General features: G+C 44.2%; 18 protein-coding genes. 10 read left to right on the top strand and 8 right to left on the bottom strand.

Annotated elements, in window-relative coordinates; translation table 11 throughout:
• Positions 1–48: 48 nt before the first annotated feature.
• Complete coding sequence (locus tag VFC92_01310) at positions 49–1347, top strand: hypothetical protein (protein HZK06815.1); 1299 nt, start codon at positions 49–51, stop codon at positions 1345–1347.
• A 73-nt stretch (positions 1348–1420) separates the two neighbouring features.
• Here the strand turns inward: VFC92_01310 and VFC92_01305 are convergent, their stop codons facing one another.
• The 3 genes from VFC92_01305 to rpiB all read right to left on the bottom strand — a co-directional run bounded on the left by VFC92_01305 (position 1421) and on the right by rpiB (position 5090).
• The gene (locus tag VFC92_01305) at positions 1421–3082 is read right to left on the bottom strand and encodes a SulP family inorganic anion transporter (GenBank protein HZK06814.1); all 1662 of its coding nucleotides are present in this window, start codon (positions 3080–3082) and stop codon (positions 1421–1423) included.
• 154 nt (positions 3083–3236) lie between these two features.
• A complete protein-coding gene (locus tag VFC92_01300; GenBank protein ID HZK06813.1) occupies positions 3237–4631 on the bottom strand; it encodes a lactate utilization protein B in 1395 nt (464 codons plus the stop codon).
• Between the two features lie 9 nt (positions 4632–4640).
• Positions 4641–5090, bottom strand: coding sequence for a ribose 5-phosphate isomerase B (rpiB, locus tag VFC92_01295; GenBank protein HZK06812.1), 450 nt, complete (start codon positions 5088–5090; stop codon positions 4641–4643).
• Positions 5091–5713: 623 nt separating this feature from the next.
• Here rpiB and nadA point away from each other — a divergent pair.
• The 4 genes from nadA (at position 5714) to VFC92_01275 (ending at position 10461) form a co-directional block, all read left to right on the top strand.
• The gene (gene nadA, locus VFC92_01290; GenBank protein HZK06811.1) at positions 5714–6688 is read left to right on the top strand and encodes a quinolinate synthase NadA; all 975 of its coding nucleotides are present in this window, start codon (positions 5714–5716) and stop codon (positions 6686–6688) included.
• A 168-nt stretch (positions 6689–6856) separates the two neighbouring features.
• Positions 6857–8368 (top strand): acetyl-CoA carboxylase biotin carboxylase subunit, encoded by a 1512-nt coding sequence (accC, locus tag VFC92_01285; GenBank protein HZK06810.1) that lies wholly within the window; start codon positions 6857–6859, stop codon positions 8366–8368.
• Positions 8369–8389: 21 nt separating this feature from the next.
• On the top strand, positions 8390–8896 hold the full coding sequence (locus tag VFC92_01280; protein HZK06809.1) for an acetyl-CoA carboxylase biotin carboxyl carrier protein subunit: 507 nt from the start codon (positions 8390–8392) through the stop codon (positions 8894–8896).
• Between the two features lie 26 nt (positions 8897–8922).
• Positions 8923–10461 carry an acyl-CoA carboxylase subunit beta gene (locus tag VFC92_01275; GenBank protein ID HZK06808.1) on the top strand — a complete coding sequence of 513 codons (1539 nt, stop codon included), beginning with the start codon at positions 8923–8925 and terminating at the stop codon, positions 10459–10461.
• Positions 10462–10463: 2 nt separating this feature from the next.
• Here the strand turns inward: VFC92_01275 and VFC92_01270 are convergent, their stop codons facing one another.
• The 5 genes from VFC92_01270 to VFC92_01250 form a co-directional block, all read right to left on the bottom strand.
• Positions 10464–14159, bottom strand: a complete 3696-nt coding sequence (locus tag VFC92_01270) for an ATP-binding protein (protein ID HZK06807.1) — start codon at positions 14157–14159, stop codon at positions 10464–10466.
• Positions 14160–14297: 138 nt separating this feature from the next.
• Entirely contained in the window at positions 14298–15188 is an 891-nt protein-coding gene (locus tag VFC92_01265) for a class I SAM-dependent methyltransferase (GenBank protein ID HZK06806.1), read from the bottom strand.
• Positions 15189–15234: 46 nt separating this feature from the next.
• Positions 15235–17109 (bottom strand): tRNA uridine-5-carboxymethylaminomethyl(34) synthesis enzyme MnmG, encoded by a 1875-nt coding sequence (gene mnmG / locus VFC92_01260; GenBank protein ID HZK06805.1) that lies wholly within the window; start codon positions 17107–17109, stop codon positions 15235–15237.
• A 28-nt stretch (positions 17110–17137) separates the two neighbouring features.
• Entirely contained in the window at positions 17138–17581 is a 444-nt protein-coding gene (gene ybeY / locus VFC92_01255) for an rRNA maturation RNase YbeY (GenBank protein ID HZK06804.1), read from the bottom strand.
• Positions 17582–17595: 14 nt separating this feature from the next.
• Positions 17596–20952: a DUF4175 family protein gene (locus tag VFC92_01250; GenBank protein HZK06803.1), complete on the bottom strand. Its 3357-nt coding sequence runs from the start codon at positions 20950–20952 to the stop codon at positions 17596–17598.
• Positions 20953–21325: 373 nt separating this feature from the next.
• Here VFC92_01250 and gltX point away from each other — a divergent pair, with 373 nt between their 5' ends.
• From gltX to VFC92_01225, 5 genes are all read left to right on the top strand, one after another.
• Positions 21326–22852, top strand: a complete 1527-nt coding sequence (gene gltX, locus VFC92_01245) for a glutamate--tRNA ligase (protein ID HZK06802.1) — start codon at positions 21326–21328, stop codon at positions 22850–22852.
• Positions 22853–22942: 90 nt separating this feature from the next.
• Positions 22943–23302: a dihydroneopterin aldolase gene (gene folB, locus VFC92_01240; GenBank protein ID HZK06801.1), complete on the top strand. Its 360-nt coding sequence runs from the start codon at positions 22943–22945 to the stop codon at positions 23300–23302.
• Positions 23292–23489, top strand: coding sequence for a cysteine-rich CWC family protein (locus tag VFC92_01235; protein HZK06800.1), 198 nt, complete (start codon positions 23292–23294; stop codon positions 23487–23489). Before folB ends, VFC92_01235 begins: the two co-directional genes overlap by 11 nt.
• Positions 23490–23492: 3 nt before the next feature.
• On the top strand, positions 23493–24494 hold the full coding sequence (locus VFC92_01230) for a radical SAM protein (protein ID HZK06799.1): 1002 nt from the start codon (positions 23493–23495) through the stop codon (positions 24492–24494).
• Positions 24478–25173, top strand: coding sequence for a hypothetical protein (locus VFC92_01225; GenBank protein HZK06798.1), 696 nt, complete (start codon positions 24478–24480; stop codon positions 25171–25173). The genes VFC92_01230 and VFC92_01225 overlap by 17 nt, the downstream gene beginning before the upstream one ends.
• Positions 25174–25202: the final 29 nt, after the last annotated feature.

The following is a 25202-nucleotide window of genomic DNA, read 5'->3' as shown; positions in this document are numbered from 1 at the left end:
TTTTTTCAATTTACGTTCCTAATTTATCATCACTAAAAACATAATGCCATGAAACAGAATTTACTTTACACAGGGCTGGTGATGCTGTTTTTCTCCACCTTTTCGATGCTGCAGGCACAGCCAATTGTAGCTAATCACGATCACATCCTTCGCACCGACATTCCCATTGCCTGGATTGAGGCAGCAAAATCCAATTTACGTATCTGGTACGGACACACCTCGCACGGAAGCCAGATTACCACCGGCATGAACAATCTCCACGGTCATGTGGGCGATTTGTTTGCCTACAATGCATCCGGCGCCTACGGCCAGCTTGCTTACCAAGAAGAATCTGGCGACCTGGGTCATAACGGCGATTTGGGCTGGGAATGGGCTACGCGGCAGCAGCTCAACAATCCCTCCAACGACCGCAATGTGGTGATGTGGTCGTGGTGTGGTGGTGTTTCGGGTAATACCGTGGCGGGTATCAACATTTATCTCAACGCAATGAACCAGCTTGAGCTGGATTTTCCGAATGTTCAGTTTGTATATATGACCGGCCACCGCGACATTGGAGCCGACGCCAACCTGAAAGCCCGAAACCAGCAAATACGGGATTACTGCGTGGCCAACAACAAAATCCTCTTCGATTTTGCTGATATCGAAAGCTATGACCCCAATGGAACATACTACGAATTTGCCAACGATAACTGCAATTTTTACGATGCTAACCTGAATCTTCTCGGCAACTGGGCTTCCGAATATTGCAGCCAATATCCTGGCTCCGAATATTGTTGGGATTGCTACTGCGCCCACTCCGAAGCGGCAAACTGCAACATGAAGGGCGTCGCCGCCTGGTGGATGTATGCGAAAATGGCCGGATGGAACGACGTGCAAACTATAAGTATTCCGGAAGGATGGAGCGGAATTTCGAGTAGCTTTATTCCCCAAAACTCAAATATCGAAGACATGTTTGCTCCCATAATGGATCAGCTCGTCATCCTTCACAACAATATAGGCGTGTTTTGGCCAGAGCACAATATCAATACGCTCGGCAACTGGGATTATACTTCGGGCTATGTGATCAAACTTAATGCTGAGGCGAATCTCACCATGGAAGGCGCCGACATCCCAAACAAAACGATTGCTTTGCATCAAGGCTGGAATCTTGCGCCGGTTTTGTGCGCAGATGGCATGATGTGTTCGGATATTTTGCTGCAATTAGGCGATGATTTGATCATTATTACAGAAACGGCAGGTACGAATGTTTTTTGGCCTGAACAGAATGTTCAAACACTAACGGCTCTGCAGCCAGGCAAAGCTTACTTTATTAAAACTTCAGCCGCCACCACGCTTACGTTTCCCTGACACGATTAAGCTTGAATTAACTTCGAAAGCCTGAATGGGTAAGATTTAAAACTCAGTTTTTTCAAATCCGCATTCATGCTAATTGCTCTTTTACAATATCGTTGAGCGACACTTGCCGGCTGATTTTCCCAAGCAATAGGTCGATTTCTTCGTTGCGCAAAATATCACGAACTCCGGCACGCGCTTCAGCAATGTGAAGCGTGATGCCCTTTGCCTTTAAATCGAGATAAAGTTGGCCAATCATTTTAGCTCCCGCCCGATCGACCTGTGGAGATGTGCTCAGATCCCAAACTACAGTTTTCAGCAAAGCTCCGGCCTCGTTGACCTTTGCTATAACCAGATTTTCGACGTAGTCGGTATTAAAATAATAGATGGAAGATTCGACCCTGAACAACAAAAGCTGCGGGAATAATTCGTTGTCGGGATTTCGAACAACATCAGAATAGCGCCGGGTTCCTGGTATTCTGCCCAAAATAGCAACGTGTGGAACTGAAACCGCTTTAATTATCAATACCAAAGTAACGATGGCGGCAATGATTACTCCCTCGAATATGCCAAAAACCAGCACGCCGACTACCGCAACCAAAGCAATTTGAAATTCAGTTTTGTTGGTCTTCCACAAATGGACAAAATCTTTTAAATCAACCAATCCTAATATTGCCACGAGGACAATGCAGGCCAGAACAACGTTGGGCAAGTTCGTAAGCAAGCCCGTCAGTAGCATCAGGCACAACCCAATTGCAATTGAAGCAAAAATGAGCGCGATGGGCGTTTTTGCGCCGGCTTTATCATTAACGGCCGTTTGCGATAAGCCGCCACCAACAGGATAGCTTTGCCCGAATGCAGTAGCCAAATTCACAATCCCAAGCGCCAGCAATTCCTGGTGGGGATCGATTTTATAACCATGCTTTTGCGCCATGGCTTTGGCCGAAGAAATGCTTTCGATGTAGGCAAGCAAAAAACAAGCAAAGGCCAATGGGAAAATAGCACTAATATCTGCTGCATGTATAGAAGGTACATGGAATTTGGGCAAGCCAGACGGAATTAAACCAACAGTTTTGAAGCCCATTGTGCCCAGTGGAGTAAATGTTATGGCCAGGATTGAAACAACCATTACCATAAGGGCTATCGGCCTTCCGGGAAATTTCTTTTCAGCTATAAAAAGCAGTATGAGCACAACAAGCCCAAAACCAAACACGTAAAAGTTGAATTGAGGCCACTGCTGCCACAAAACCAGCAATCGATCAAAAAAATTAATACCTCCGCCGGGAACTCCAAATAATTTGGGCAATTGAGTTGATGCTATGGCCAACGCCGCACCAGCTTTGAAGCCCAACAATACCGTGTCGCTGATAAAATTAATAGCGTTACTCAAACGCAACAGATAAGCCAACAGGCTCAACCCTGCAAAGACAAACGCTGTACCGGAGGCGATTTCGGCCCAGCGCTGCGTGTCGCCATCAGCCATATTAGCAACAGTAACCCCAATAAGTAGCGATATGGCCGAAGTAGGCCCTATGGCCATTTGCCTGCTGCTGCCAATAAGGGCATAAAAAAAGCCGCCCAAAAGGTAGCCATAAACACCGTATTGTGGAGGCAAACCGGCAAGTGAAGCATAAGCCAGCGAAACCGGAAGCGCATAAGCAGCCAGCGTTATGCCTGCAATAGCATCACTTTTAAGAAATTTAGAGTTGTAGCCCGGAAGCCAGCTAAAGGCCGGTATATGATTTTTCAAAAACACAGGCAAAAGTACAAAGTCTTTTTAATAGATGAGACCGGGATTGATGAGGAAAGTTGGCCGGCAAACCAATGGAATTACGGCCCCGCTTAATCTTGTGAAAAGTTAATAAATAAGAACAAGGATAAAAGTGTTTTATTTCAAGCAATTACTATTCTTCTACTTTCCCGCCTCGTTGTTCTTCCCACATCTGCCGGAAGGTTTTGGGTGCAAATACAGGCAGTGTCCTCCGCGGTCCCCAGGCTTTTTTTATAGCCAAACGCATGGCCATATTTTTGAGCTTGCCACTCCCAAAGTCCATGCGCCATCGTTTCATCATCATTTTGGTGGCAACCGACTGCATCCTGTTTTCGCTGCGACGATTGTACCCTAACTTTACCGCTTCATACCGATTGCAGAGTAACAGCTCGTGCAGGTTAATATTTACGGGGCAAACCTCTGTACATTTTCCACACAAAGAGGAGGCATAACTCAGGTGCTTGTATTCTTTAAAACCTAAAAGATGTGGAGAAATGACTGCTCCTATTGGGCCTGTGTAAGTAGTGGCGTAAGTATAGCCGCCAATGTTACGATAAATCGGACAGGCATTGAGACATGCGCCACATTTAATACAGGAAAGGGATCGCCGCAGTTGGTTGTTGCGCAGCAGCTCGGTACGTCTGTTGTTGATTAACACTACGTACATCTCCGTGGGGCCGTCTATTTCACCAGTTTGACGTGGGCCGGAAACTATGGAATTATAAACATTAATATTCTGACCTGTTCCATGAGCTGCGAGAAGCGGCCAAAACAGATCCAGGTCGCGAAGTGAAGGAATGATGCGCTCGATGCCTGCAAGGACGATGTGCACTTTAGGAAAAGAAAACGACATCAGCCCATTGCCTTCGTTTTCGGTGATCGCCACTGAGCCTGTATCGGCAATGAGAAAATTGGCTCCCGTGATGCCTGCACCCGCTTCTACAAATTGTTGCCGCAGCTTGTGCGCCACAAAAGCGGTAATCTCTTCGGGCGTGCTGTTGGGTTCTAGACCAAATTTCTCATGAAACAAAGCTGCAATGTCTTCTTTGGATTTGTGCATCGCAGGGGTAACAATATGATAAGGTTTTTCGCCTGCCAACTGCACGATGAATTCACCCAAATCCGTTTCCACCGGTTCGATGCCTGCTTTTTTCAGATGCTCATTAAGCTGCAGCTCCTCACTGATCATCGATTTTGATTTTACTACCAGTTTCACCTTGTGCCGCTTGAGAACGCGTGTAATTTCCACCAGCGCATCATTGGCTGTGGGCGCCCACAGCACTTTGCCACCATTTTGCTCAAAATTTATCTCAAACTCACTAAGATATTTATCCAGATTTTCGATAGAACGATGCTTTATCAAAGCCGCGCGTTTTCGGGCAAGCTCAAGGTTTTTGAACTGTTTCAGTCCATTGACTACAGCAGCATCGTATTTGCCAATATTAAAATTAATCTTGCGCCGGTGTTCTTTATCAAAAGCAACTTTTTCCGCCTGCTGATTGAATGTTTTATTCAGATCGTCCATCATCCATGCGTTTTAAAGGTCAGGATTCATTTTGTTGATGCGCTGCAGATGTCGTCCTCCTTCGAAAGCTGTTTCGAGAAAAACCAGCGCCATACGCACTGCCAGATCGAAATCGATAAAGCGACCCGGGAGCGCCAGAATGTTGGCATCGTTGTGTCGCCTGGCCAACTCAGTTTGCTCAATGTCCCAACACAACGCCGACCTAACATGCGGATATTTATTGGCAGTCATGTTGGCACCCTGTCCGCTTCCGCAAACAACAATTCCCCGGCAGGCATCGCCATCATTGACAGAGGCAGCTACCGGATGCACAAAGTCGGGATAATCAACACTCTCTTCGGAAGTAGTTCCGTAATCGTGAAACCGGAAACCTTTTTCTGAAAGTTGAGTGATAATATGGGTTTTGAGCCGGAAACCGGCATGATCGCTACCAATTGGAATAACTCCTTGTACCTGTGTCATTTATCAATTTGTTAATAAGTTGTTGTTTTTCGAGTGCTTCAAGCTATCAAAAGATTATCAAACTTTCAGCATACGGCTGCCAAACATAAATGTTTTTTGCCGGATGGTAAAGTATTCAAAATGAATTTTCAAAAATGATTCTTCAGTTTGTAACTTGCTGGTGCCAATAATTAATATCGATGATTAAATAAAATTTCTGATTTACAACAGCGGCATCATTATCAATAGCTTGTAATTTGTCAACAAACCATCGCCAACTATGTTGATCAATTGTGACCAACGAATAACAACTTTTGCAGTTATCAACAATTAGGACATAGCTACAGTGTTTTTTAGAAAACCAACCCTAATTATTAATAATTGTTAAGATTGATTTGAACAGGTCGGAGTATAACTTTTGGAAAAACTTGTTAGTTAATAAATCAAAAAATCTTTATCAAAATGTTGAGAGGAAAAAACTGTTACAACACAATCAACTGATTAGTGAAAACTACAGTGTTAAACAATTGTTGACAAGATGTTAATTACTGATTAACCTAATATCAGAAGTACTTTTTATGCACGTTGTGAACAGGATAAATACATTAAGCTTTATCTTTAAATAAATTAATATTATTATTATTATGCAAAGCAGCAAGAAAGAATCCGTTGAAAATAAAAATGCGAATATTGCCAAACAGATCGTAGCTATGAAAAAAGAAAAGAACGCAGTTTTATTAGCGCATTACTACCAGATACCGGAGATACAGGATATAGCCGATTACATTGGCGACAGCCTGGGACTTGCCCAGCAAGCCAGCCAGACGAAGGCCGACATGATCGTTTTTGCAGGTGTTCATTTTATGGCTGAAACTGCAAAAATATTAAATCCCAAAACAAAAGTAGTGTTGCCCGATTTGGATGCCGGATGTTCATTGGCCGACTCTTGTCCACCAAAGGATTTTGCTCGATTTAAGGAAAAATATCCCGATCATGTTGTGGTTAGCTACATCAACTGTTCGGCAGCCATAAAAATGATGTCGGATGTAATTTGTACTTCGGGTAATGCAGTAAAAATTGTGGAGAGTTTTCCGCCCGATCAGAAGATAATTTTTGCGCCTGACAAAAATCTTGGAGCTTACATCAATCACTTAACGGGTCGCAATATGGTTTTGTGGGATGGCACCTGCCAGGTGCATGATCTACTTACTGCCGAAGCTGTGATAAAAATCAAAGCTGATAATCCCGACGCCAAACTAATAGCGCATCCCGAGTGCCAGGCGGCGGTGCTGGCGTTGGCTGATTTTACTGGTTCTACTACTGCACTTCTCAACTTTACTAAAAAAGATTCCTCAAAAAAATACATCGTTGCTACCGAAACCGGAATTTTGTATCAGATGAAAAAGCAAACGCCGGATAAGGAATTTCTTATCGTACCTGCCGACAGCACCTGTTCATGCAATGATTGCCCCTACATGAAATTGAATACACTTCCGAAAGTTCTTGCCTGTCTGCGCGACGAAACGCCCAAGATCATTCTCAGTGATGAAGTAATCCAAAAAGCACGCAAACCCATCGACCGGATGCTTGAGATAAGTCGCAAGGCCGGATTGATCTGATCGGCGCTTTAATCATTATTAACAAGCCCCTTTTGTTGTTTTGTTGTTTATGTTCAACATCAGGTAAATCTTTATCATTCCTAACAGTTTGGTAATCATTATTATCACAAGAGGAAACCTTTAGTTTTGCAGACAATCAATTAGCACGATATCAAAATAAAAATGTCTATGATAAAAAAAGTATTGGTTGCCAATCGTGGCGAGATAGCCATTCGTGTGATGCGCTCGTGCAGGGAGATGGGAATACAATCGGTAGCAGTTTTTTCGGATGCCGACCGCACCTCGATGCATGTGCGCTATGCCGACAAAGCTTATCATATTGGTGCTTCCCCTTCGAGTGAAAGTTACCTCAATATCGACAAAATAATAGATGTAGCCAAGCGCTCTGGCTCAGATGCCATTCATCCGGGTTATGGTTTCCTTTCGGAAAATGCCGGTTTTGCTGATCGCTGTGCCGCCGAAGGAATAATTTTTATCGGCCCTGATGCAAGCTCTATTTCAAGCATGGGCGATAAAATAACGGCTCGCAAGCGAATGATGGAAGCCGGTGTGCCGGTGGTGCCCGGAACTACCGAACCGATAACTGACGAGCAGGAGGCCATCGAAGTGATTCATAAAATAGGTCTTCCAGTGATGATAAAAGCTTCTGCAGGTGGCGGTGGCAAAGGGATGAGGTTGGTAAAAGATGAAAAAAATATTGCTGCTGCCATTCGTGGAGCCCGCTCCGAGGCCAAAACCGCTTTTGGCAATGATGCTGTCTACATCGAAAAATATATCGAATCGCCGCACCACATCGAGTTTCAGATACTGGCTGACAAACATGGAAACGTCATTCATCTTTTCGAAAGAGAATGCTCGGTGCAGCGCCGGCATCAAAAGGTGGTCGAGGAAACGCCTTCACCAATGATGACCGAAAAGCTGCGCAACGAAATGGGACAACATGCTGTGGCAGCGGCACGTGCTGCTAATTATCACGGCGCCGGCACCATCGAGTTTATCGTCGACGACAATCATAACTATTATTTTTTGGAGATGAATACGCGTCTACAGGTGGAGCATCCCATTACGGAGCGTGTGGTGGGTGTTGATTTGGTAAAGGAGCAGATAAAAATTGCGCAGGGTGAAGTGTTGCAACTCCGGCAGGAAGATCTGCGTCAGGATGGCCATGCTATTGAATGTCGTATTTATGCTGAAGATCCATCAAAGAATTTTATGCCATCGCCGGGAATCATCAAGCACATCACCGAGCCATTGGGTTTGGGCGTAAGGCACGATGGATACGTGTACGAAGGTTATGAAATCCCCATTCATTACGACCCGTTGATTTCAAAGCTGATCGTGTGGTCGTCTACCCGAGAAGAAGCCATCGAACGTATGAAACGAGCTTTGTACGCCTACAAAATTACCGGCGTAAAAACATCCATTCCTTTCCTTGCGCGCATCATGGACACCGAGGACTTTCGCAGCGGAAATTACAATACCCATTTCATCGAAAACAATATGGAAATCCTTATGGAGAACAAACCTTGTGGAGACGTTTGTGAAGACATTGCGCTGATAGCGGCCTACATTCATTATAATAATAAACTTGAGGCTGTTACTCCGCTAAAAAATGGATCGAATCATGCGCTGAATCCCTGGAAAGAATTTGGCAAGCGCAAAGCAAAAACAACCTTTTAATCCATCAAAACCTGTAATACTATGTCACTCGAAATAAAACTCAACGGGCGTACTGCACGTGTGATGATGCACAAAAAACAAGGCCATCTATACGAAATTGAGGTGGACGACAAGATGTATCATCTCGATGCTCTTATGGTGGAACAAGGCGTGTACAGCGTTTTGCACGATAACACTTCCTACAACGTCGAACTCATCGAAAAAAATGACCATCGCCATTTTAATGTCAACACCCTATATCATTCGTATGATGTTGAAATTATCGATGCCGAAACCAAATACAAACGAAACCGAAGCAAAGAAGAGCTTGACGATATTCGCAATATTTCGAGTCCGATGCCTGGAAAGATTGTGAAAATTCCCGTTAAGGTGGGCGACCACGTCAAAGCCGGTGACACGGTGGTGATCGTTTCAGCTATGAAAATGGAGAGCGAATACAAAGTTCAAAAAGACCGTGTGGTGAGCCGGATAAATGTAAAAGAAGGCGACATTGTGGAGAGCAACCAGGTATTGATAGTTGTTGAATAGATTTTAAAACCAAAAAATTGGAAATCATGGGCTCGTTAGAAGATAAGATTAAGCAGTTTGAAGAGAAGAATTTGCTGGCTGAGCAGGGTGGCGGAAGCGAACGAATTGCACGGCAACATGCCGCAGGACGTAAGATTGCACGCGAACGTATCAAGGATCTGCTCGATCTCGGTTCGTTTGTGGAGATGGACAAATTTATGACCCATCGTGCTACCGATTTTAATATGCAGGAAAATCTCATCCCGGGCGACGGTGTGGTGAGTGGCTATGGAAAAATTGATGGCCGGCTGGTGTACGTTTTTGCACAGGATTTTACGGTTTTTGGCGGGACACTTTCGCGTGCCAACGCCGATAAGATTGTAAAAATAATGAAACTGGCCATGAAGATGGGCGCACCGGTTATTGGTCTCAACGATTCGGGCGGCGCGCGCATTCAGGAGGGCGTGGAAAGCCTTGCGGGTTATGCTGATATCTTTCTGCTCAACACCAAAGCTTCGGGTGTTATACCCCAAATTTCGGCTATCATGGGACCTTGTGCGGGCGGGGCAGTTTATTCGCCCGCCATCACCGATTTTATTTTTATGGTAAAGGATTCGAGCTACATGTTTGTAACGGGTCCTGATGTGATTAAAACTGTGACCCACGAAGAGGTGACCAAAGAGGAACTTGGTGGTGCCATGACGCATAATTCTAAAAGCGGCGTAGCACATTTTACCGGAGATGACGACGAACAAACCCTGCAGATGATTCGTGAGTTGATGGGATATCTGCCCGGAAACAATATGGAAGATCCCCCGCGGTATCCATCTACCGATGACATCAATCGCGAAGATAAAAAGTTGGACAGCGTGGTGCCTGCCGATCCGAATAAGCCCTACGACATGAACGAGATCATCAGCGCTGTGGTGGATAATCAAAACTTCTTTGAGGTGCAGCCGCATTATGCAAAAAATATCATTGTAGGATTTGCCCGCTTCGACGGAAGATCGGTAGGAATTGTGGCCAACCAACCACAGTTTTTAGCCGGCGTGCTCGACATCAACTCCTCGCTGAAAGCCGCGCGTTTTGTGCGCTTTTGTGATGCATTCAATATTCCGTTGATCACTTTCGTGGATGTCCCCGGATTTTTGCCCGGAACCACACAGGAATTTGGTGGCATTATCAAGCATGGCGCCAAGTTGCTGTATGCTTATTCAGAAGCTACCGTTCCCAAAATTACCATCATTACACGCAAAGCCTATGGCGGCGCTTACGATGTGATGTCGAGCAAGCATATTGGCGCCGACGTCAACCTGGCGTATCACACCGCCGAAATTGCTGTGATGGGAGCCGAAGGCGCCGTGAATATTATCTATCGTGGTAAGCTCGACGAAGAACAGCGACTGAAGGCCGTCGAAGAATACAAACAAACCTTTGCCAGCCCTTATAAAGCGGCTGAGCTTGGCTACATCGACGAAATCATCTACCCGCGCCATACCCGGAAAAAAATTATTCAGGCGCTCGAAATGACCCAAAATAAGAGCGAACAAAATCCTCCCAAAAAACACGGGAATATTCCGCTGTAAAATTAATCAAGCGCCGGTAAACGTATAAAAAAGGTAGTGCCGTGCGGGATTGCAGGTTGATAGGAAATATCGCCACCCGAGCCGGTGATGATATTTTTGACGATGGCCAGTCCCAACCCCATCCCACCTGACTTGGTGGTGAAATAGGGCGAGAATATTTTCTCAGCTACTTCGGGAGTTATGCCTCCTCCGGAATCTGTCAGCGTTAGCTTGTGCATCAAACCTTGTCGTTGCAGCACGATTTCGATGCGCCCGTCAGTTTCTTCGCCGATGGCCTGCACCGAATTTTTCAATAAATTATTAAGGGCACGCAGCAGTTGTTCTTTGTCAGCATAAACTGCGAATTTTTCAAGGCCATCATAATTAAAATCAAAGACGATGTTTTGATAATTTTTAAAAAGACTGATGGCGCTTTGTATCACCTCCACCAGGTCGATGGATTGTTTGTTTGCTATCGGCATCTTGGCAAAATCCGAAAACTCCGAAGCAATGGCCGAGAGGGTTTCTATTTGCTCTATCATGGTAGCAGTAAACTTGTTGAGCCGCGTCTCCCAATCAGGCGCATGGTTGTTCCAGGCGTGCTGCAGGTACTGCACGCTAAGTTTCATTGGCGTGAGCGGATTTTTTATTTCGTGTGCCACCTGCCGCGCCATCTCGCGCCAGGCTGACTCGCGTTCCGAACGTGCCAGCAACTCTGCACTTTGTGCCAGTTCTGCTATCATTCGGTTGTATTCTTTTACCAGCTGCCCTATCTCATCACGTCGCTTCCAGTCGATCATTTCATTTTGTCCACCAAGCTTCACCTGTCTGATGCGCGTCATGATCATCTTTAGCGGACGCGAAATGTAATTGGAAATCACCAAAGCTATCAAAACTGAAATTGCGATAAGAATAACGTAGATATTGATGTAAGCCACCAGGAAGGCGGATATCTCGCGGTTCAGATCGTTTTCTTTGGAAAAATAGGGCAGGTTAAGAAAGGCAATCACGTTGCCCCGATTATTTACAAATGGAATATATGCCGAGAGATAGTTCTGAAGCCCGATGTTTTCGTTGTGAATAAACAAGGAGCTTCCCTCCACTGTGAGTGCCTTAAACGCAAAAGGATTCATCAATCGGCTGATGAGTTTCTCTTCGTAAATCTGTGGCCGGGATGAGGCCAGCAAATGCCCCTGTGGATCAAAAATATTGATATCCGTAAAGAAGACATTGGAAAACTTATTCAACTGTTCTCCGGCCGTTTCCGTAGATTCTTCAGAGAAACTATCCAGATCAGAAAACTTGTGTTGCATTTCCACTAAAATAGAGTGCGTCTTTTCGCTCAGCAGGTCTTTGTTTTTCTGATCATTTAGGTTATTAATATAAAATAAAGTAAAAACACCGATGACCAAAAACGAAAACAATATTACCGCCGACATTGATAATTGCAGGCGTGTGCGGAAGCCTATTTTTATTTTATGATGAGAAAAGGGGAAAATGAAGATCAAAAAAACCAGTGAGGCGAACCCGCCGAAGAGTAGGAAAAAATACGAAAATGGCGCCAGAATATCGGAAGCCGACTTTTGCTTACGGCTGATGATCAGGCTTTTGTTTTCTGAAATTTGATAATATAAATGATTGTAATCGTTTTTATTAAAAAAGTAGAATTGCCCATTGTTGGATTTATAACTGGTGAGCTTAAAATTATAGAAATAGTTGCCTACGCGTTTGTATAGCTCACCATCCTGATATTTTGCATAAGAATATTGCGACAGGTCGGGCGAAGCACTGATTTCGGCATCAACGAGTAAGTCAGGAAATCCAAGGTCGCGAGCATTATATTTCGGAAATAATTCAATGTAAAGTATGATGCCTGTATCGGGGCTGTCGGCAGAGGATTGTAAGGAGATAGCGGCGATATAGCCGTTATCACCAGGTCCATAGCTCACAAACGAAAGCCCGGGAGTATCGGTGGCGGTTCCGTCCATTTCTGTTTTATCATCAAAATAGGTTTTGCAATCTACAGCTACATTTTCGGGCTGTATCATAAGAATGTCCTCGTCGTCGCACAACGTGATCTGACGCTCATATTTTTTCCAATATCCCGCAAAATATTTCTTTAAAAAATAAGCTTCAAAACGCTGCTGATCAAATGCTGATGTTTCGTAGTCGAGAAGCATGTTTTGCAGCAGAGTATCAGCAATAATATTTTTTCGTTCATGCCCAAAAAGATATTCGGTCATTGGGTCGCGTTGCTCGCTGGCAAGCTGCACGGCAAGCAGTTTCCGATTTTCGTGCTCCCGTTGGTCGTTATATTTGTGCACAGCAAATGTGGAAAGCAACGAGAATAGTAGCATGTAAAAAACGATATTGGGCAGGTTAAACTGGTAGATGCGACGACGGAAAAAGAATCCGTAGGAAAGAATATAAATCCATACAAAGAGCAGGTGGTAAATCTCAGTGTTTCCGAGAAGCATGTTAAGTACCAATAGTACAGCAAAAACCAGCGTAGCCAACAACATGTAGTGGCCAAAATGCTGGCTATATTTATACGCAAAAAACGCCAGTTTGGCGCTGATAAGCAAATAGGCGTGGATGGCAGCTGCAATAATTATAAAGCTGAAAAGGCTCATCCACGACAAGGCGAAGATATTATTTAGATCCAACGAAATATTGGAGTCGATGATCAGGCTGTCGAAAAGGAAAATTATTCCTTTAAAGAAAATAAAGATGTGTAGAAAAAGCGTAATGATGAGAAACACCTGATGGGCTGTACGTTTTTTGAGGCTTTTACGATAAAACTTTACGTGGTAATAAAAGAAGAATCCAATGACCAGCGTGAAAAGTACATTCAGAAACAAATCACCGATGGAGGGTATCCAGTCGGAATATGCGTAATAATGTGGCGTAAATATCTGACTTTGGAATAGCGCTTCCGGTTTTCTGAAAAAGAAGAGCAACACACGAACAATCAATGTATCCAGAATAAATCCAATGAAGAAAAGCCTGCGCTTTTTCGTACGAATGTAAAACAACCGATAAACCTCATAAAGAAGACCAAGCAACAGTAATACTGCAACGATATAAATTATGAATAAAACATTGGCTTGGGCGTTGGTGAGATGCGTGTGTGGCGGAAAAGAAAGTGAGAAAAGAAAATTGTTGTTTGCATCATTTATCGAATAATTATCGTCCGGATTAGATGAATAAAGTGTGGTTTGCGGCAAACCAAAGCTGCTGTGAAAAGTGTTTTGGAGATATTTATTTACATAATTATATTTTTGTTTTATCAGATAAAGGCCCACAAGTTTTCTTTCGGCTGATTCCAATGTTATGCATCGGTACAAGCCATTTCCACCATCCACCACCCTGCCTTTAAAAGTAAGGTCTGTAGGCATATTGTTGTTGCTCCAGAAAACCAATGAGTCCTTCTGGAAAACCAGAAACAAAAAACCCTGTTTTACGTATCGTTGTGAAAGCGATGAAAAATCTTCAAAAACACTATCGTTGTCGAAAGTGTAATGGTCCGAAATTTCTTTTAACCCTTCATAAAGTTGTTGGTCTTTTTGTTGAATGGTATGCTCACATTGTTCAACATAATAATTTGCATCAAAAGCGCCTGTGAAATGCCGCGACAAAATCACCAGCAGAAGCACCACCATAGGAAAAAGGATGGCGTAAATGGAAAGCAGGTGTCGTTTGTCGTTTTTCAGGTTCATTTTTGTAATAAATATTTCAAAAGTACAGCAAATCAACGCGTTGGGTGCAGTATTTTTTTAACGCTTTATAACGCTGTTTTTTTAGATTTTAGACATGATCCTCCACAAGAGGTTTTCAATGTCTAAAATCGCGTTTAATCAATTATTTTGCTTTCTGGCCATGTAAATCAGGCTCGAATAGTTATCCTGACCATTTTTAGCCGATTTATTTGATTTTAATCCATTGCGAAAAGCTGCTATAAAATTACTCTTTCCAGATTGATATTTTTCGCTGAGCAGGCTCACATAATATGCATCAAACTTCAGTGGCTCTGTTTTAAAAATTTCGAAATTAAATTTCGAAAGCAACTGTGAAATCGTATCAGGCGTAAAATGATACAAATGTCGTGGCACGTCATATCCGGCCCAATAGTTTCCGTAATGCTGCGCATCCCACGAAAGATGATTTGGCAAAGCTATTACCAAAAGACCATCGGGAGCCAACAATTTGCTGATTTGTTCCATTCGTTGGTTCAAATCGGGTACATGCTCCAGGACATGCCACAGTGTGATAACATCAAATTGTCCGGCAGGAAGCTGATCAATTTTTTCTTCAGGATAAACCTTTAAGCCATAGTTTTCGATGGAATATTTGCGGGGTGATTCGGCTGGTTCGATGCCTGTAACCGCCCAATTCTTTTTATCGAAATAGTGCAAAAATTCTCCGGTTGCACTACCTATGTCCAGCAGCGTTCCCTGCTTTTTAAAGCTGGTGATAAGCTGATATTTTTTACCAAGCGAATAATTCTTCACCAGATTGTAGAGGCTGGTGGTTACACTTTTCTTTTTCTTGCTGTGCGATAGGTAATCATCTGACTGATAATATTTTGGGAGATCTGATGCAGCTGGCCGCGGATTGGTAATAAGAAAACCACAACGGCTACATTTTACAAGATGAAAACTTTCCTTGCTAAGAAAATGATCCACAACCTGCATGTTATCAGTGAGTTGATCATTTTTACATATTGGACAGCGAACGATATTTTCCATTTATTAAATAATTACTAATAAAATTGTTTCACGTGGAACAATCAGGCTAACGGCCTAAGTACACGATCAATACAGAAATGTCGGAAGGGTTTACTCCGCTGATGCGCGAAGCCTGACCGATGGTCCTCGGTCTGATTTTGCTTAGCTTCTCGCGTGCTTCCCAGCTTAGTGATTTCAGCTTTTGATAATCAAAATCGTCATTGAGCCGGATGTCTTCAAGCCGCGAAATCTTCACTGCTATCTCTTGTTCCTTTTGAATATAGTTGTCGTATTTTATTAATATTTCAGCTGATTCAACAACTTCAGCAAGGAGGTCATTTGCAATCGTTGCTAAATAATTCTGAAGTGCAGGAACTTGTTTGGTTAATTCGTCAAAGCCTATTTCCGGACGCAAAATCAAATTTTCCAGTTTTAGTTTTTGCGAAAGCGGTGTAGAGCCAATTGTCTCAAGGTAACTGTTGATGTCGTTGGGCGCTATGCTTTCTGTTTTAAGAAAAACCCTAAGTTTGGAAATAGTTTCCTGTTTCCTCAGCACTCGGTTCAATCTCTCATTGTCTGCAAGACCAACAGCATGGCTCATTGGCGTTAGCCTTACGTCGGCATTATCCTGACGCAACAAAATTCGATATTCGGCCCGCGATGTAAACATCCGGTAAGGCTCGTCCACTCCTTTTGTGATCAGATCGTCTATCAGCACGCCGATGTAAGCATCGGAGCGTTTGAGAATAAACTCCGGGTTTTCGTTAATTTTTAAGTGCGCGTTCATTCCCGCCATGATACCTTGAGCGCCCGCTTCTTCATAGCCGGTGGTTCCGTTTATCTGTCCGGCAAAGTATAAATGTTCGATCAGCTTGGTTTCGAGTGTGAAGTATAGCTGCATCGGAGGGAAATAATCGTACTCGATTGCATAACCCGGCCTAAATATCTTTGCATTTTCAAATCCTCGTATTTTGCGCAAAGCGGCAAACTGAATATAGTCGGGCAAAGAAGATGCAAAACCATTGACATAATATTCGTTGGTGTTCCAACCTTCAGGCTCTATAAAAAGCTGATGGCTATTTTTATCTGAAAACCGGTCGATTTTATCTTCTATTGACGGGCAGTATCTTGGGCCGATACCTTCGATGCGGCCGGCAAACATTGGTGAATCCAGAAATCCGGTACGCAAGGTATCGTGCACAGTAGTGTTGGTGTAGGTGATGTAGCAGCTACGTTGCCGCGTTATATTAGGCGTGTCGGTATACGAGAATCGCTGTGGGTTTTCGTCACCTTTTTGTTCGTCCATTTTAGCGAAGTCGAGGCTGCGCCCATCTACACGCACGGGTGTTCCGGTTTTCATACGATGGGATTCAAAACCAAGTTTTACCAAATACTCCGTTAATCCCATTGAAGCCTTCTCTCCTATTCTGCCGCCGCCAAATTGTTTTTTTCCAATATGGATAATGCCATTCAGAAATGTGCCGTTGGTGAGTATCACAGATTTTGCTGAGATCTCTTGTCCCATCGCTGTTTTTACACCTGTTACGCGGTTATCTTTTACCATTAGACCTACGACAGTATCCTGCCAAAAATCAAGGTTGGGGGTAGCTTCCAGCATTTCCCGCCACTTCATCGAAAACAACATACGGTCGCTTTGCGCACGCGGGCTCCACATAGCAGGTCCTTTGCTCTTGTTGAGCATCCTGAACTGAATGCGCGTGTGGTCGGTAACTATAGCTGAATATCCGCCCAGCGCATCAATTTCTCGTATTATCTGACCTTTGGCAATGCCGCCCATGGCTGGGTTACACGACATCTGCGCCATGTTGTTCATGTTCATGGTAATGAGAAGCGTTCGCGAGCCCATGTTAGCTGCTGCTGCTGCTGCTTCACATCCTGCGTGACCGGCACCGACCACGATGATATCATAAGTTTCAAACATCCTATTCAAAATTGTTTCACGTGGAACATTACGCTGTATCCATTAACTTGTCAGGTCTGAGCGACAGGTAATGATCCTCCTTGCGTGTCATGGTTTCTTTTTCTTGCGGTTCTTTATCAGAGTATCCACACAAATGCAACACGCCATGTATAATGACCCGATGCAACTCTTCGGCAACGTTTCGGGAATAAGCAGCAGCGTTTTCCCCTACCCTTTCGATGCTGATAAATAAATCTCCGGAAATTTTATCATCCTCAGTATAATCGAAAGTAATAATGTCGGTAAGGGCGTCGTGGTGAAGATATTGCAGATTCATTTTCCCCAGATATTCATCGCTGGTAAGGACTATGCTTATAGGACCGGTTATGAAACCTTCGTTGGCTATTGCCGTTTGAAGCCATGCTCTGAGTAACATTTTGTGTTTCACCAGATAGCTGGTTTCTTCATTATAAAAATTTATTTTCGCTGACATGTTTGTAAAAATGGTTACTCAAAACGATAGAAGTATTCGGTAACTTTATTTTTATAAAAGGGTTTTAGATTGGGAGGAAGCGTTTTGAGCAACTCCATCTCACGATTTTTAATCTTGTTGTATTCAAAAAACTCTCCGGGATTTTGCGGTATAATTTCTCTGGCTTCGCGCGATTCACGACGTTGTTCTTCTTCACGTTCCTGTTCAGCTTTTTCTGATTTAAGCAAACGTGTAAGTATTTCCTGCTGACGTTGGAGGGTTTGCTGCGTAATCCGATCGTTAACAATATCCTTTTCGGTTTTCTCCATATCGTCAATCATTTTAGAGATGTTGCCATCGCTAAAACGCCCTTCGCCTTTGAGCTCATCTCTAAACTTCTCCATCTGGCGGCGTATTGCGGCTTGTTGTGCGGCCATGCGCGCTAGTTGCTCGCTCATCTGCTGTCCCTGTTGACCTTGCTCTCCTGGTTTTTGACCATCCCTAAGCTGCTGTAGCTGTTGGTTAAGTTGTTCCTGCAGTCCGCGCATCGAATTCATTTTTTGAGCGCCTCCTGGTTGGCCAGGGTTTGGACATGAAGATTGCCCGTCCGATTGCATCGACATCATCTGTTGCTGCATTTGTTCTAACGACTCGCTCAGCAGCAGCGCCAGGTTATTGATGCTGGTCATGGTCAGTTGCTGGTTGCGCACAGCAAGCCCTTTCTGTCGTTTATCCATCGATTCGAGTGTGGTGGAAAAGTAACCGTCGATGGCTGTGAGTTCCTTCATGACAAAAGGTTTGATCATAATCTGTCTTTTGGCAAGCGCCTTCAACGAGTCGGCAACGATTTCCATATCATCACGCATATCTTTTTGGTCTTTGATGGTCTCTACATATTTGGGATCGCTGTTCGACATTTCGCCATAAAGAAGCATCAGGTCTTCCTGGTTGATGGAAATCTGTATAAGGTTTTCCAATATCTCGCGAAGCGTGTTGATGTCCTCTCCCATCTGCTCCATCTGCATTGCCTCCATCATTTGCTGCATTTTTTGCGAAAGCTGCTGCATTTTCTGCGATGATTTTTTCTGACTCTCTGAGGCCTTGGAATTTTCGTTTTGTTCGAGTTGATCACTACTTTCTTCCATCGATTCCTGTATCTCTTCTTCTTCCTGAGATGTATCGTCTATTTCGTTTGGCGAGTCCAGCGCATCGTTTTTCTCTTTTAGTTCTTCGATGTCTTTTCGTATTTCTTCAAATTGCTCGTTCAGTTCTTCTTGCTTTTCTTTGAGTTCTTCGTTGGCACTCTCGTCGCTGTTTTGGTTTGTTTCGTCGGCCAGTTTATCTTGTTCTTCAGCAAGTTCTTTAAGTTTATCAATGGTTTCCTGCAATTGTTTTTCGAATTCGAGTTGCTTAAAAAGCTCCAGGTTTCGGTCGAGTTGTTCTTCCAGCTCCTGATTGCTCATCTTCATCTCCTGCATCATTTCGTTCACCTTATCTTTATCCAGCTCATCGAGGAGTTTCTGAATTTCTTCAAGCATTTTTTTCATGTCGTCAGTCATTAGCTCGTTCATCATTTTCTCGAGCTCCCGCTGTTTTTCGAGGAGTTCTTCGCTGAAATTGTCCATCTTCTGCTCATCCTGCATCTTTCGTTCGTTGAGCTCCTGCATGTCTTCCATGCGCTGCTTAATGTTTTTCTGCCGCGACAACAGGTCTTCTATTTGTTGCTTCTCCTGCCATGAAATTGATTTCTTTTCAAAGAGCTGCTTGCTCAATTCGTCGATGTCGCGTTGCAAGAGTTTGAGATCTTTTATCGCACTTTCCATGTTGTCTTTTATCTCTGTACTTGCTGCTTCGGTTTTTTCCTGTAGAGCTTCAAAAGTTTCAGTTTTGAAAATCATCTTTTGCGATCGAGCCGATTTACTTCCGTTGATAGCGTCATTATCCCAAACCTCAAAGTAATATTCCACCTCATCACCAGGCGCAAGCTGCAATGTGGATAGATCGAAAGTATGGAAAAATTGCTGTTGCGTATTTTGATTTTGCAAAGGCAAATCCATCGTTTCATAAGGTTTTTCTTGTGGCGATTTCGGATTGCTTACGCGATAGAAAAACGCAAGCCTTCTAAATCCATAATCATCCTTAATCAAACCTCTGTAATAAAGCCTATCAACCATTGTATTATCGGTAAATTCGTCGATGTTGATAGTTGGATAAATATCAGGAATTACGCTGATGGCAAAAAGTAACGAGTCGTTGTTGGTTAGATATTGGTTGCTGATGCTGATGGAATAGGGCTGGCTTTTGAAAAATTTATTTTCGAAAGAAAAAACATTTCCGCCATTGTTTGCCAGTTGATGTGTGCTATCAATGAATTGGATATGAATGGCTTCAGCGTCGCGGGTATAGAATTTCCAGCGCACTTTGCTTCCCTCCGGTAAAACCAAATCACCTGTATTTTCAAGCGTTTCGTTATTTTTTCCGGTGTATTTTGGATATGAAATTTCGGTATCAAAACTTAGAATGATGGGTTTGGGAAGCACCTTGAGTGTATAATTTTCTGAACGGAAACCCTCAGCTTGAAAAGAGAAAGTGACATCCTCGTTGAGATTACGAAAAGTGTGACTAAAATGAACGTTGTCATCTTTCTTCATCTTTAAAGCTGCGCTCCCCTGCTCTATCATCACGGTGGCCGGAGCTGTGCCGCCTTCTATTAGTAACTTTATTATAAAATTTTCTTGTTGCACAGCCTGTAATTGCTCATTTTGGATAACAAAGATAAATGGTGCCAGTCGTTCAAAGTATTGATTGTGGTTGATGATGCGCGCTGTAGGGCCGGTAATGACGCCGGGTGCGGCAAAAAGAAAAATAACCAGAATGAGTACCGGTGTGATCGCATACTTTAGATATTTGCGATTTGCCCGCAGATCGATAGCGCTGCTAAACGGAATGGGTTGCAAACGTGTGATGCGTTGGTCGATACTGGCTTGTAAAAGTGCTGCATCGCCTTGCTGCAAATCAGACAACTCTTTAAGCTGCAGTGTGTTGAGCAGTTTATCTTCGACATTTGTAAAGTGCTTTCCAATAATTTGAGCTGCCTGCTTATGCGATATGATTTTCCCTATTTTGAATAGCTTAAAAACAGGAATCAAAATCAATTCAAAAATGATTACCCCGCTGACAATCAAATACACATAAAATATTATAGTGCGAAATGTTGTACCAAACCAGGCAAAATATTCCAATAATGTTATGGTGAGAAAAAATAACAGCAACATTGCCACGCTGTACAACAAACCTCTGATTATCTGATTTTTGTAATACTTGCGTATGAATGCATCGAGTTTTCCAATAAGGATAGTGTAGTTGTCGGTCATAATAACGAAATCACGCAAAAGTGTTTTAATAAATCCCTCAATAATAACCAAATATGCAACAAATAGGAACGAAAGCCCCTTGGTTATTATTTTAAAACCGAAATTTTCTGAGTCTCAGTAACGTATTTGTAGGTTTTAATGTTCTCTGTTCTCACTTTGCAAAGATACATTCCTGAATGGTGGTTGTATGTTTCCCAACACAAAATTCTATGAGCATTTGAATTTGAAACCTCATTGCGTGTAACCATGGAATTCGCATTGGCATCATCTTTTGGATTAGTCTAGTTCTCTTCCTATCTCGCGCTTGCCTCATGATTCCATCAGGAAGATGTAATCCCCACCAAACATTATCTTTGCGGGCTGAAAAATTAATACGACGAAAAGCTGAATTATGAACGAACAGAAGAATGTAAGGGTGCGCTTTGCTCCTAGTCCCACCGGACCGCTGCACATCGGTGGTGTGCGCACTGCGCTTTACAATTATCTTTTTGCCCGGAGGCATCAGGGCGCTTTTATCCTGCGCATCGAAGATACCGACCAAAACCGATATGTGCCAGGTGCCGAAGATTACATCATAGAGTCTCTGCGGTGGGCTGGTATCCTTTACGACGAAGGTCCCGACATTGGCGGCAACTATTGCCCCTACCGCCAAAGCGACCGCAAGGAGTTGTACCGCAAATATGCCGACAGGCTGGTGGAAGAAGGGAATGCATATTATGCTTTTGATACAGCAGAAGAGATCGACGCTTTACGCGAACGGCAGAAAGCCGCTGGTGCCAGCAGCCAGCAATACGATGTCACGACACGGAGCTCAATGAAAAACTCATTGACGCTTCCCGCTGACGAAGTGCAAAATCGGCTTAGTGAAGACGAGAATTTTGTAATACGATTTAAGATGCCTGAAGGCCGTACCATCGTGGTGGAAGATATGATTCGTGGCCGTGTGGAGGTGCAATCGGAGCAGCTCGACGACAAAGTACTTTTCAAATCCGATGGAATGCCCACGTACCATCTGGCCAATATTGTGGATGACCATCTGATGGAAATAAGCCATGTGATACGTGGTGAAGAGTGGCTGCCTTCGGCACCGCTGCACGTAATGTTGTACGAAGCTTTTGGATGGCAGCCGCCACAGTTTGCGCACCTCCCGTTGCTGCTCAAGCCTGATGGAAATGGCAAACTGAGTAAGCGCGACGGCGATCGGCTTGGCTTCCCTGTTTTTCCGTTGCAATGGAAAGACCCGTCAAGTGGCGACATTTCGAGTGGCTACCGCGAAGCTGGATATTTTGATGATGCTTTTATAAATATGCTGGCACTGCTGGGCTGGAATCCTGGTACCGAGCAGGAAATATTTACGATGGAAGAGCTGGTACAGCAATTCTCGATGGAACGAGTAGGAAAATCGGGGTCTAAATTTGATCCGGCTAAAGCCAAATGGTTCAACCATCAATATTTGGTTGCACGCACCGACGAAGAGATTGCTGTGCTTTTTGAGGGCTTTTTGAAACAAAAAGATGTTCATGCTGATTTCGATTTTGTTAAACAGATAGTTGAACTGGTAAAAGAGCGTGTCACTTTCGTTCATGAGCTTTGGGACCAGAGCTATTTCTTTTTTGAAGCGCCCACTACTTACGATGAAAAGGTGGTGAAGAAGCAATGGAAAGAAACTACCCCTGCCCTTTTACGCGATCTGCAGCAAGTAATAACAGACGTTACTGATTATAAATCTGAAGCTATAAAAGTAGCCATTGTAGAATATCTCGAGGTTAGTGGAATAGGCATGGGCGTGGCGATGAACACGCTTCGGCTGGTATTGGTGGGCAGCAGTTTTGGCCCCGACCTGATGAAGATTGCTGAAATGTTAGGGAAAGAGGAAGTACAGAAGCGAATTGAAACGGCGCTGCAGCGGTTATCGTAAATAGTTTTTTGTTTTGACTTTTGGAATTTGTTTGCAGGTTGTACTTGTGCCCACTTAATTATAAAAAGGATTATTAAAAAAATCGTTGTTATGGGAAAGATCGCAATTGAAGGAATGGAGTTTTTTGCGTATCACGGATGTTTCAGTGAGGAACAGATTATCGGGACGCGCTTTGTGGTTGATCTGATGCTGGAAACTGATACGCGTCAGGCAGAGACCAGCGATAAACTGAGTGGGACCATCAATTATCAGGAGGTGTACCTGGTGGTAAAAGCACAGATGGTGGTAAAATCGAACCTGCTGGAACATTTGGGGCGCCGCATTCTGGACGTGGTTATGTCGCAGTTTGCGCAGATAACGCATGCAAGCATAAGGATTGCAAAGATGAATCCGCCGCTGGGCGGAAAGGTGGGCAGCGTAAGCATAACGCTGGATACTGATGACGAATAATCTCCACCCTGCTCCGGCGCTGACCCTGTGTCCGCGCTGCGGAAAAAACTTCACCTGTAACCCATCGGGCAAATGCTGGTGCAGCAGCGTTTTTGTACCTCCCCACAAACTCTCGGAACTCACCGGCAAATACTCAAGCTGCCTGTGTCCCGACTGCCTGAATGAAATTGCACAGCCGAAACTTTAAACCATGCGTCATTTTACCATACCGATATTTATTCCGATGCAAGCGTGTCCGCATCGCTGTATCTATTGCGACCAGCATGCTATTGCCGGCCACAGCGCGGTGCCCGATGCTGCTTCTGTAAAGGATATTATTCGCGAGCATTTGGCTACCCTGCCTGCGGATGCGGTGATAGAGGTGGGATTTTTCGGTGGTACTTTTACTGGATTGGCATTGGTGCGCCAGGAAACCTTGCTGCATGCGGTGCAGCCTTTTTTAGCACAGGGGCAGGTGCAAAGCATTCGCCTTTCAACGCGCCCTGATATGATCGACGACCGTGCGCTAGAGTTGTTGCTAAGGATGAAGGTAGGAACTGTTGAGCTTGGCGCGCAGTCGATGGATAATGAAGTGCTGCATCTTTCGGAGCGCGGGCACGATGATGCTTGTGTAGAAAAAACTGCACGAAGGATAAAAGCTTCAGGTCTGCGCCTTGGCCTGCAGATGATGACCGGCTTGCCCGGCGACACAAAAGAAAAATCTGTGGCTACAGCCAAACAATTTGTAGCGATGATGGCGGACGATGTGCGTATTTATCCGGCTGTGGTGGTACGCGGAACGCCAATGGCCCAAATGTATGAGCGTGGCGAATATACGCCGCAAAGTTTGCAAGAGGCTGTTGATCTGGTAACTGAGCTGGTGCCTATTTTCGAAACTGCTGGCATCCGTATTATTCGCATGGGTCTGCACCCTTCTATAGGGTTGCTGGATGGCAATGCGCTGGTGGCCGGCCCTTTTCATGTGGCGTTTGGCGAACTGGTGCGCACAGAGCTTTGGCGGCAAAAGCTGATTCAAATCGAAAATCCAAACGATTATAACGAGATAATTATCCATGTAGCTGCGCAGGTGCGCAATGCCGCCATTGGTCACCGGGCGACGAACCGGCGGATGCTCGAAAAGCATTTTAGGAAAGTACGTTTTGTAGCAGATCCTGCACTAAAAGCCCGCGACTTTTATGTTGATTATCGTTGATGCTAAAATACCGGCTATGGCCAAAGTGGCGCTTAGCGCAATGGGGCAGTTGCTTGAGCTCGCGACTGACGGCATCGTTTATCCTGCCATTTCTGGTCATCCTGATATTTTCTTTTGCAGGGCAGGGCAGGAGCTGGTTGTGGCGCCCGATCTTCCGGCGCATTATCTGGAAACACTCCTATCTCATGGAATAAAAACCATTTTTGGCGATAGTCCGTTGGGGATGAAATATCCCGCCACAGCGCATTACAATGCTGTGGTAACGAACAAATATTTGATCCATCACCCGGCCATCACCGATCGGGCCATCACCGATCTTTGTATTAATAAAAATGTACTTGCCGTAAAACAGGGCTACACGCGCTGCAACCTGATGATGGTGGGAGAGAAGTATGCTCTCACTTCCGATCCGGGCATCGGGCGGATATTAGAACAAGCCGGCATTGAGACCTTATTTGTCGATCCGCGACAAGTGAGGCTGCCAGGTTTCGGTAACGGATTTTTTGGTGGGTGCTGCGGCATATTGCACGATACATTGTATGTGCTGGCCGGACAAGAAAGCTTTGCGCAAAGCGCCGAAATAGAAGTCTTTGCTGCTGATGCAGGATATAAAACTCATTGGCTTACTGCCGGCGTAGCGCCTTTTGATGGTGGTGGGATATTTTTTATTGAAGAATAACGCTTACTTTTGGCAGACAAAATACAATG

It is taken from the genome of Bacteroidales bacterium, assembly GCA_035647615.1.
Lineage (GTDB): Bacteria > Bacteroidota > Bacteroidia > Bacteroidales > 4484-276 > SABY01.
The sequence above is the reverse complement of the archived record's forward strand: the minus strand, read 5'-3'. Positions and strand labels throughout refer to the sequence as shown.

Excerpts from the sequence above, each read along its gene's own strand:
- rpiB (HZK06812.1), bottom strand. The coding sequence starts at position 5,090 with ATGACACAGGTACAAGGAGTTATTCCAATTGGTAGCGATCATGCCGGT.
- VFC92_01280 (HZK06809.1), top strand. The coding sequence starts at position 8,390 with ATGTCACTCGAAATAAAACTCAACGGGCGTACTGCACGTGTGATGATG.
- VFC92_01300 (HZK06813.1), bottom strand. The coding sequence starts at position 4,631 with ATGATGGACGATCTGAATAAAACATTCAATCAGCAGGCGGAAAAAGTT.
- mnmG (HZK06805.1), bottom strand. The coding sequence starts at position 17,109 with ATGTTTGAAACTTATGATATCATCGTGGTCGGTGCCGGTCACGCAGGA.
- VFC92_01230 (HZK06799.1), top strand. The coding sequence starts at position 23,493 with ATGCGTCATTTTACCATACCGATATTTATTCCGATGCAAGCGTGTCCG.
- VFC92_01310 (HZK06815.1), top strand. The coding sequence starts at position 49 with ATGAAACAGAATTTACTTTACACAGGGCTGGTGATGCTGTTTTTCTCC.
- ybeY (HZK06804.1), bottom strand. The coding sequence starts at position 17,581 with ATGTCAGCGAAAATAAATTTTTATAATGAAGAAACCAGCTATCTGGTG.
- gltX (HZK06802.1), top strand. The coding sequence starts at position 21,326 with ATGAACGAACAGAAGAATGTAAGGGTGCGCTTTGCTCCTAGTCCCACC.
- accC (HZK06810.1), top strand. The coding sequence starts at position 6,857 with ATGATAAAAAAAGTATTGGTTGCCAATCGTGGCGAGATAGCCATTCGT.
- VFC92_01270 (HZK06807.1), bottom strand. The coding sequence starts at position 14,159 with ATGAACCTGAAAAACGACAAACGACACCTGCTTTCCATTTACGCCATC.
- VFC92_01235 (HZK06800.1), top strand. The coding sequence starts at position 23,292 with ATGACGAATAATCTCCACCCTGCTCCGGCGCTGACCCTGTGTCCGCGC.
- VFC92_01265 (HZK06806.1), bottom strand. The coding sequence starts at position 15,188 with ATGGAAAATATCGTTCGCTGTCCAATATGTAAAAATGATCAACTCACT.
- nadA (HZK06811.1), top strand. The coding sequence starts at position 5,714 with ATGCAAAGCAGCAAGAAAGAATCCGTTGAAAATAAAAATGCGAATATT.
- folB (HZK06801.1), top strand. The coding sequence starts at position 22,943 with ATGGGAAAGATCGCAATTGAAGGAATGGAGTTTTTTGCGTATCACGGA.
- VFC92_01275 (HZK06808.1), top strand. The coding sequence starts at position 8,923 with ATGGGCTCGTTAGAAGATAAGATTAAGCAGTTTGAAGAGAAGAATTTG.
- VFC92_01225 (HZK06798.1), top strand. The coding sequence starts at position 24,478 with ATGTTGATTATCGTTGATGCTAAAATACCGGCTATGGCCAAAGTGGCG.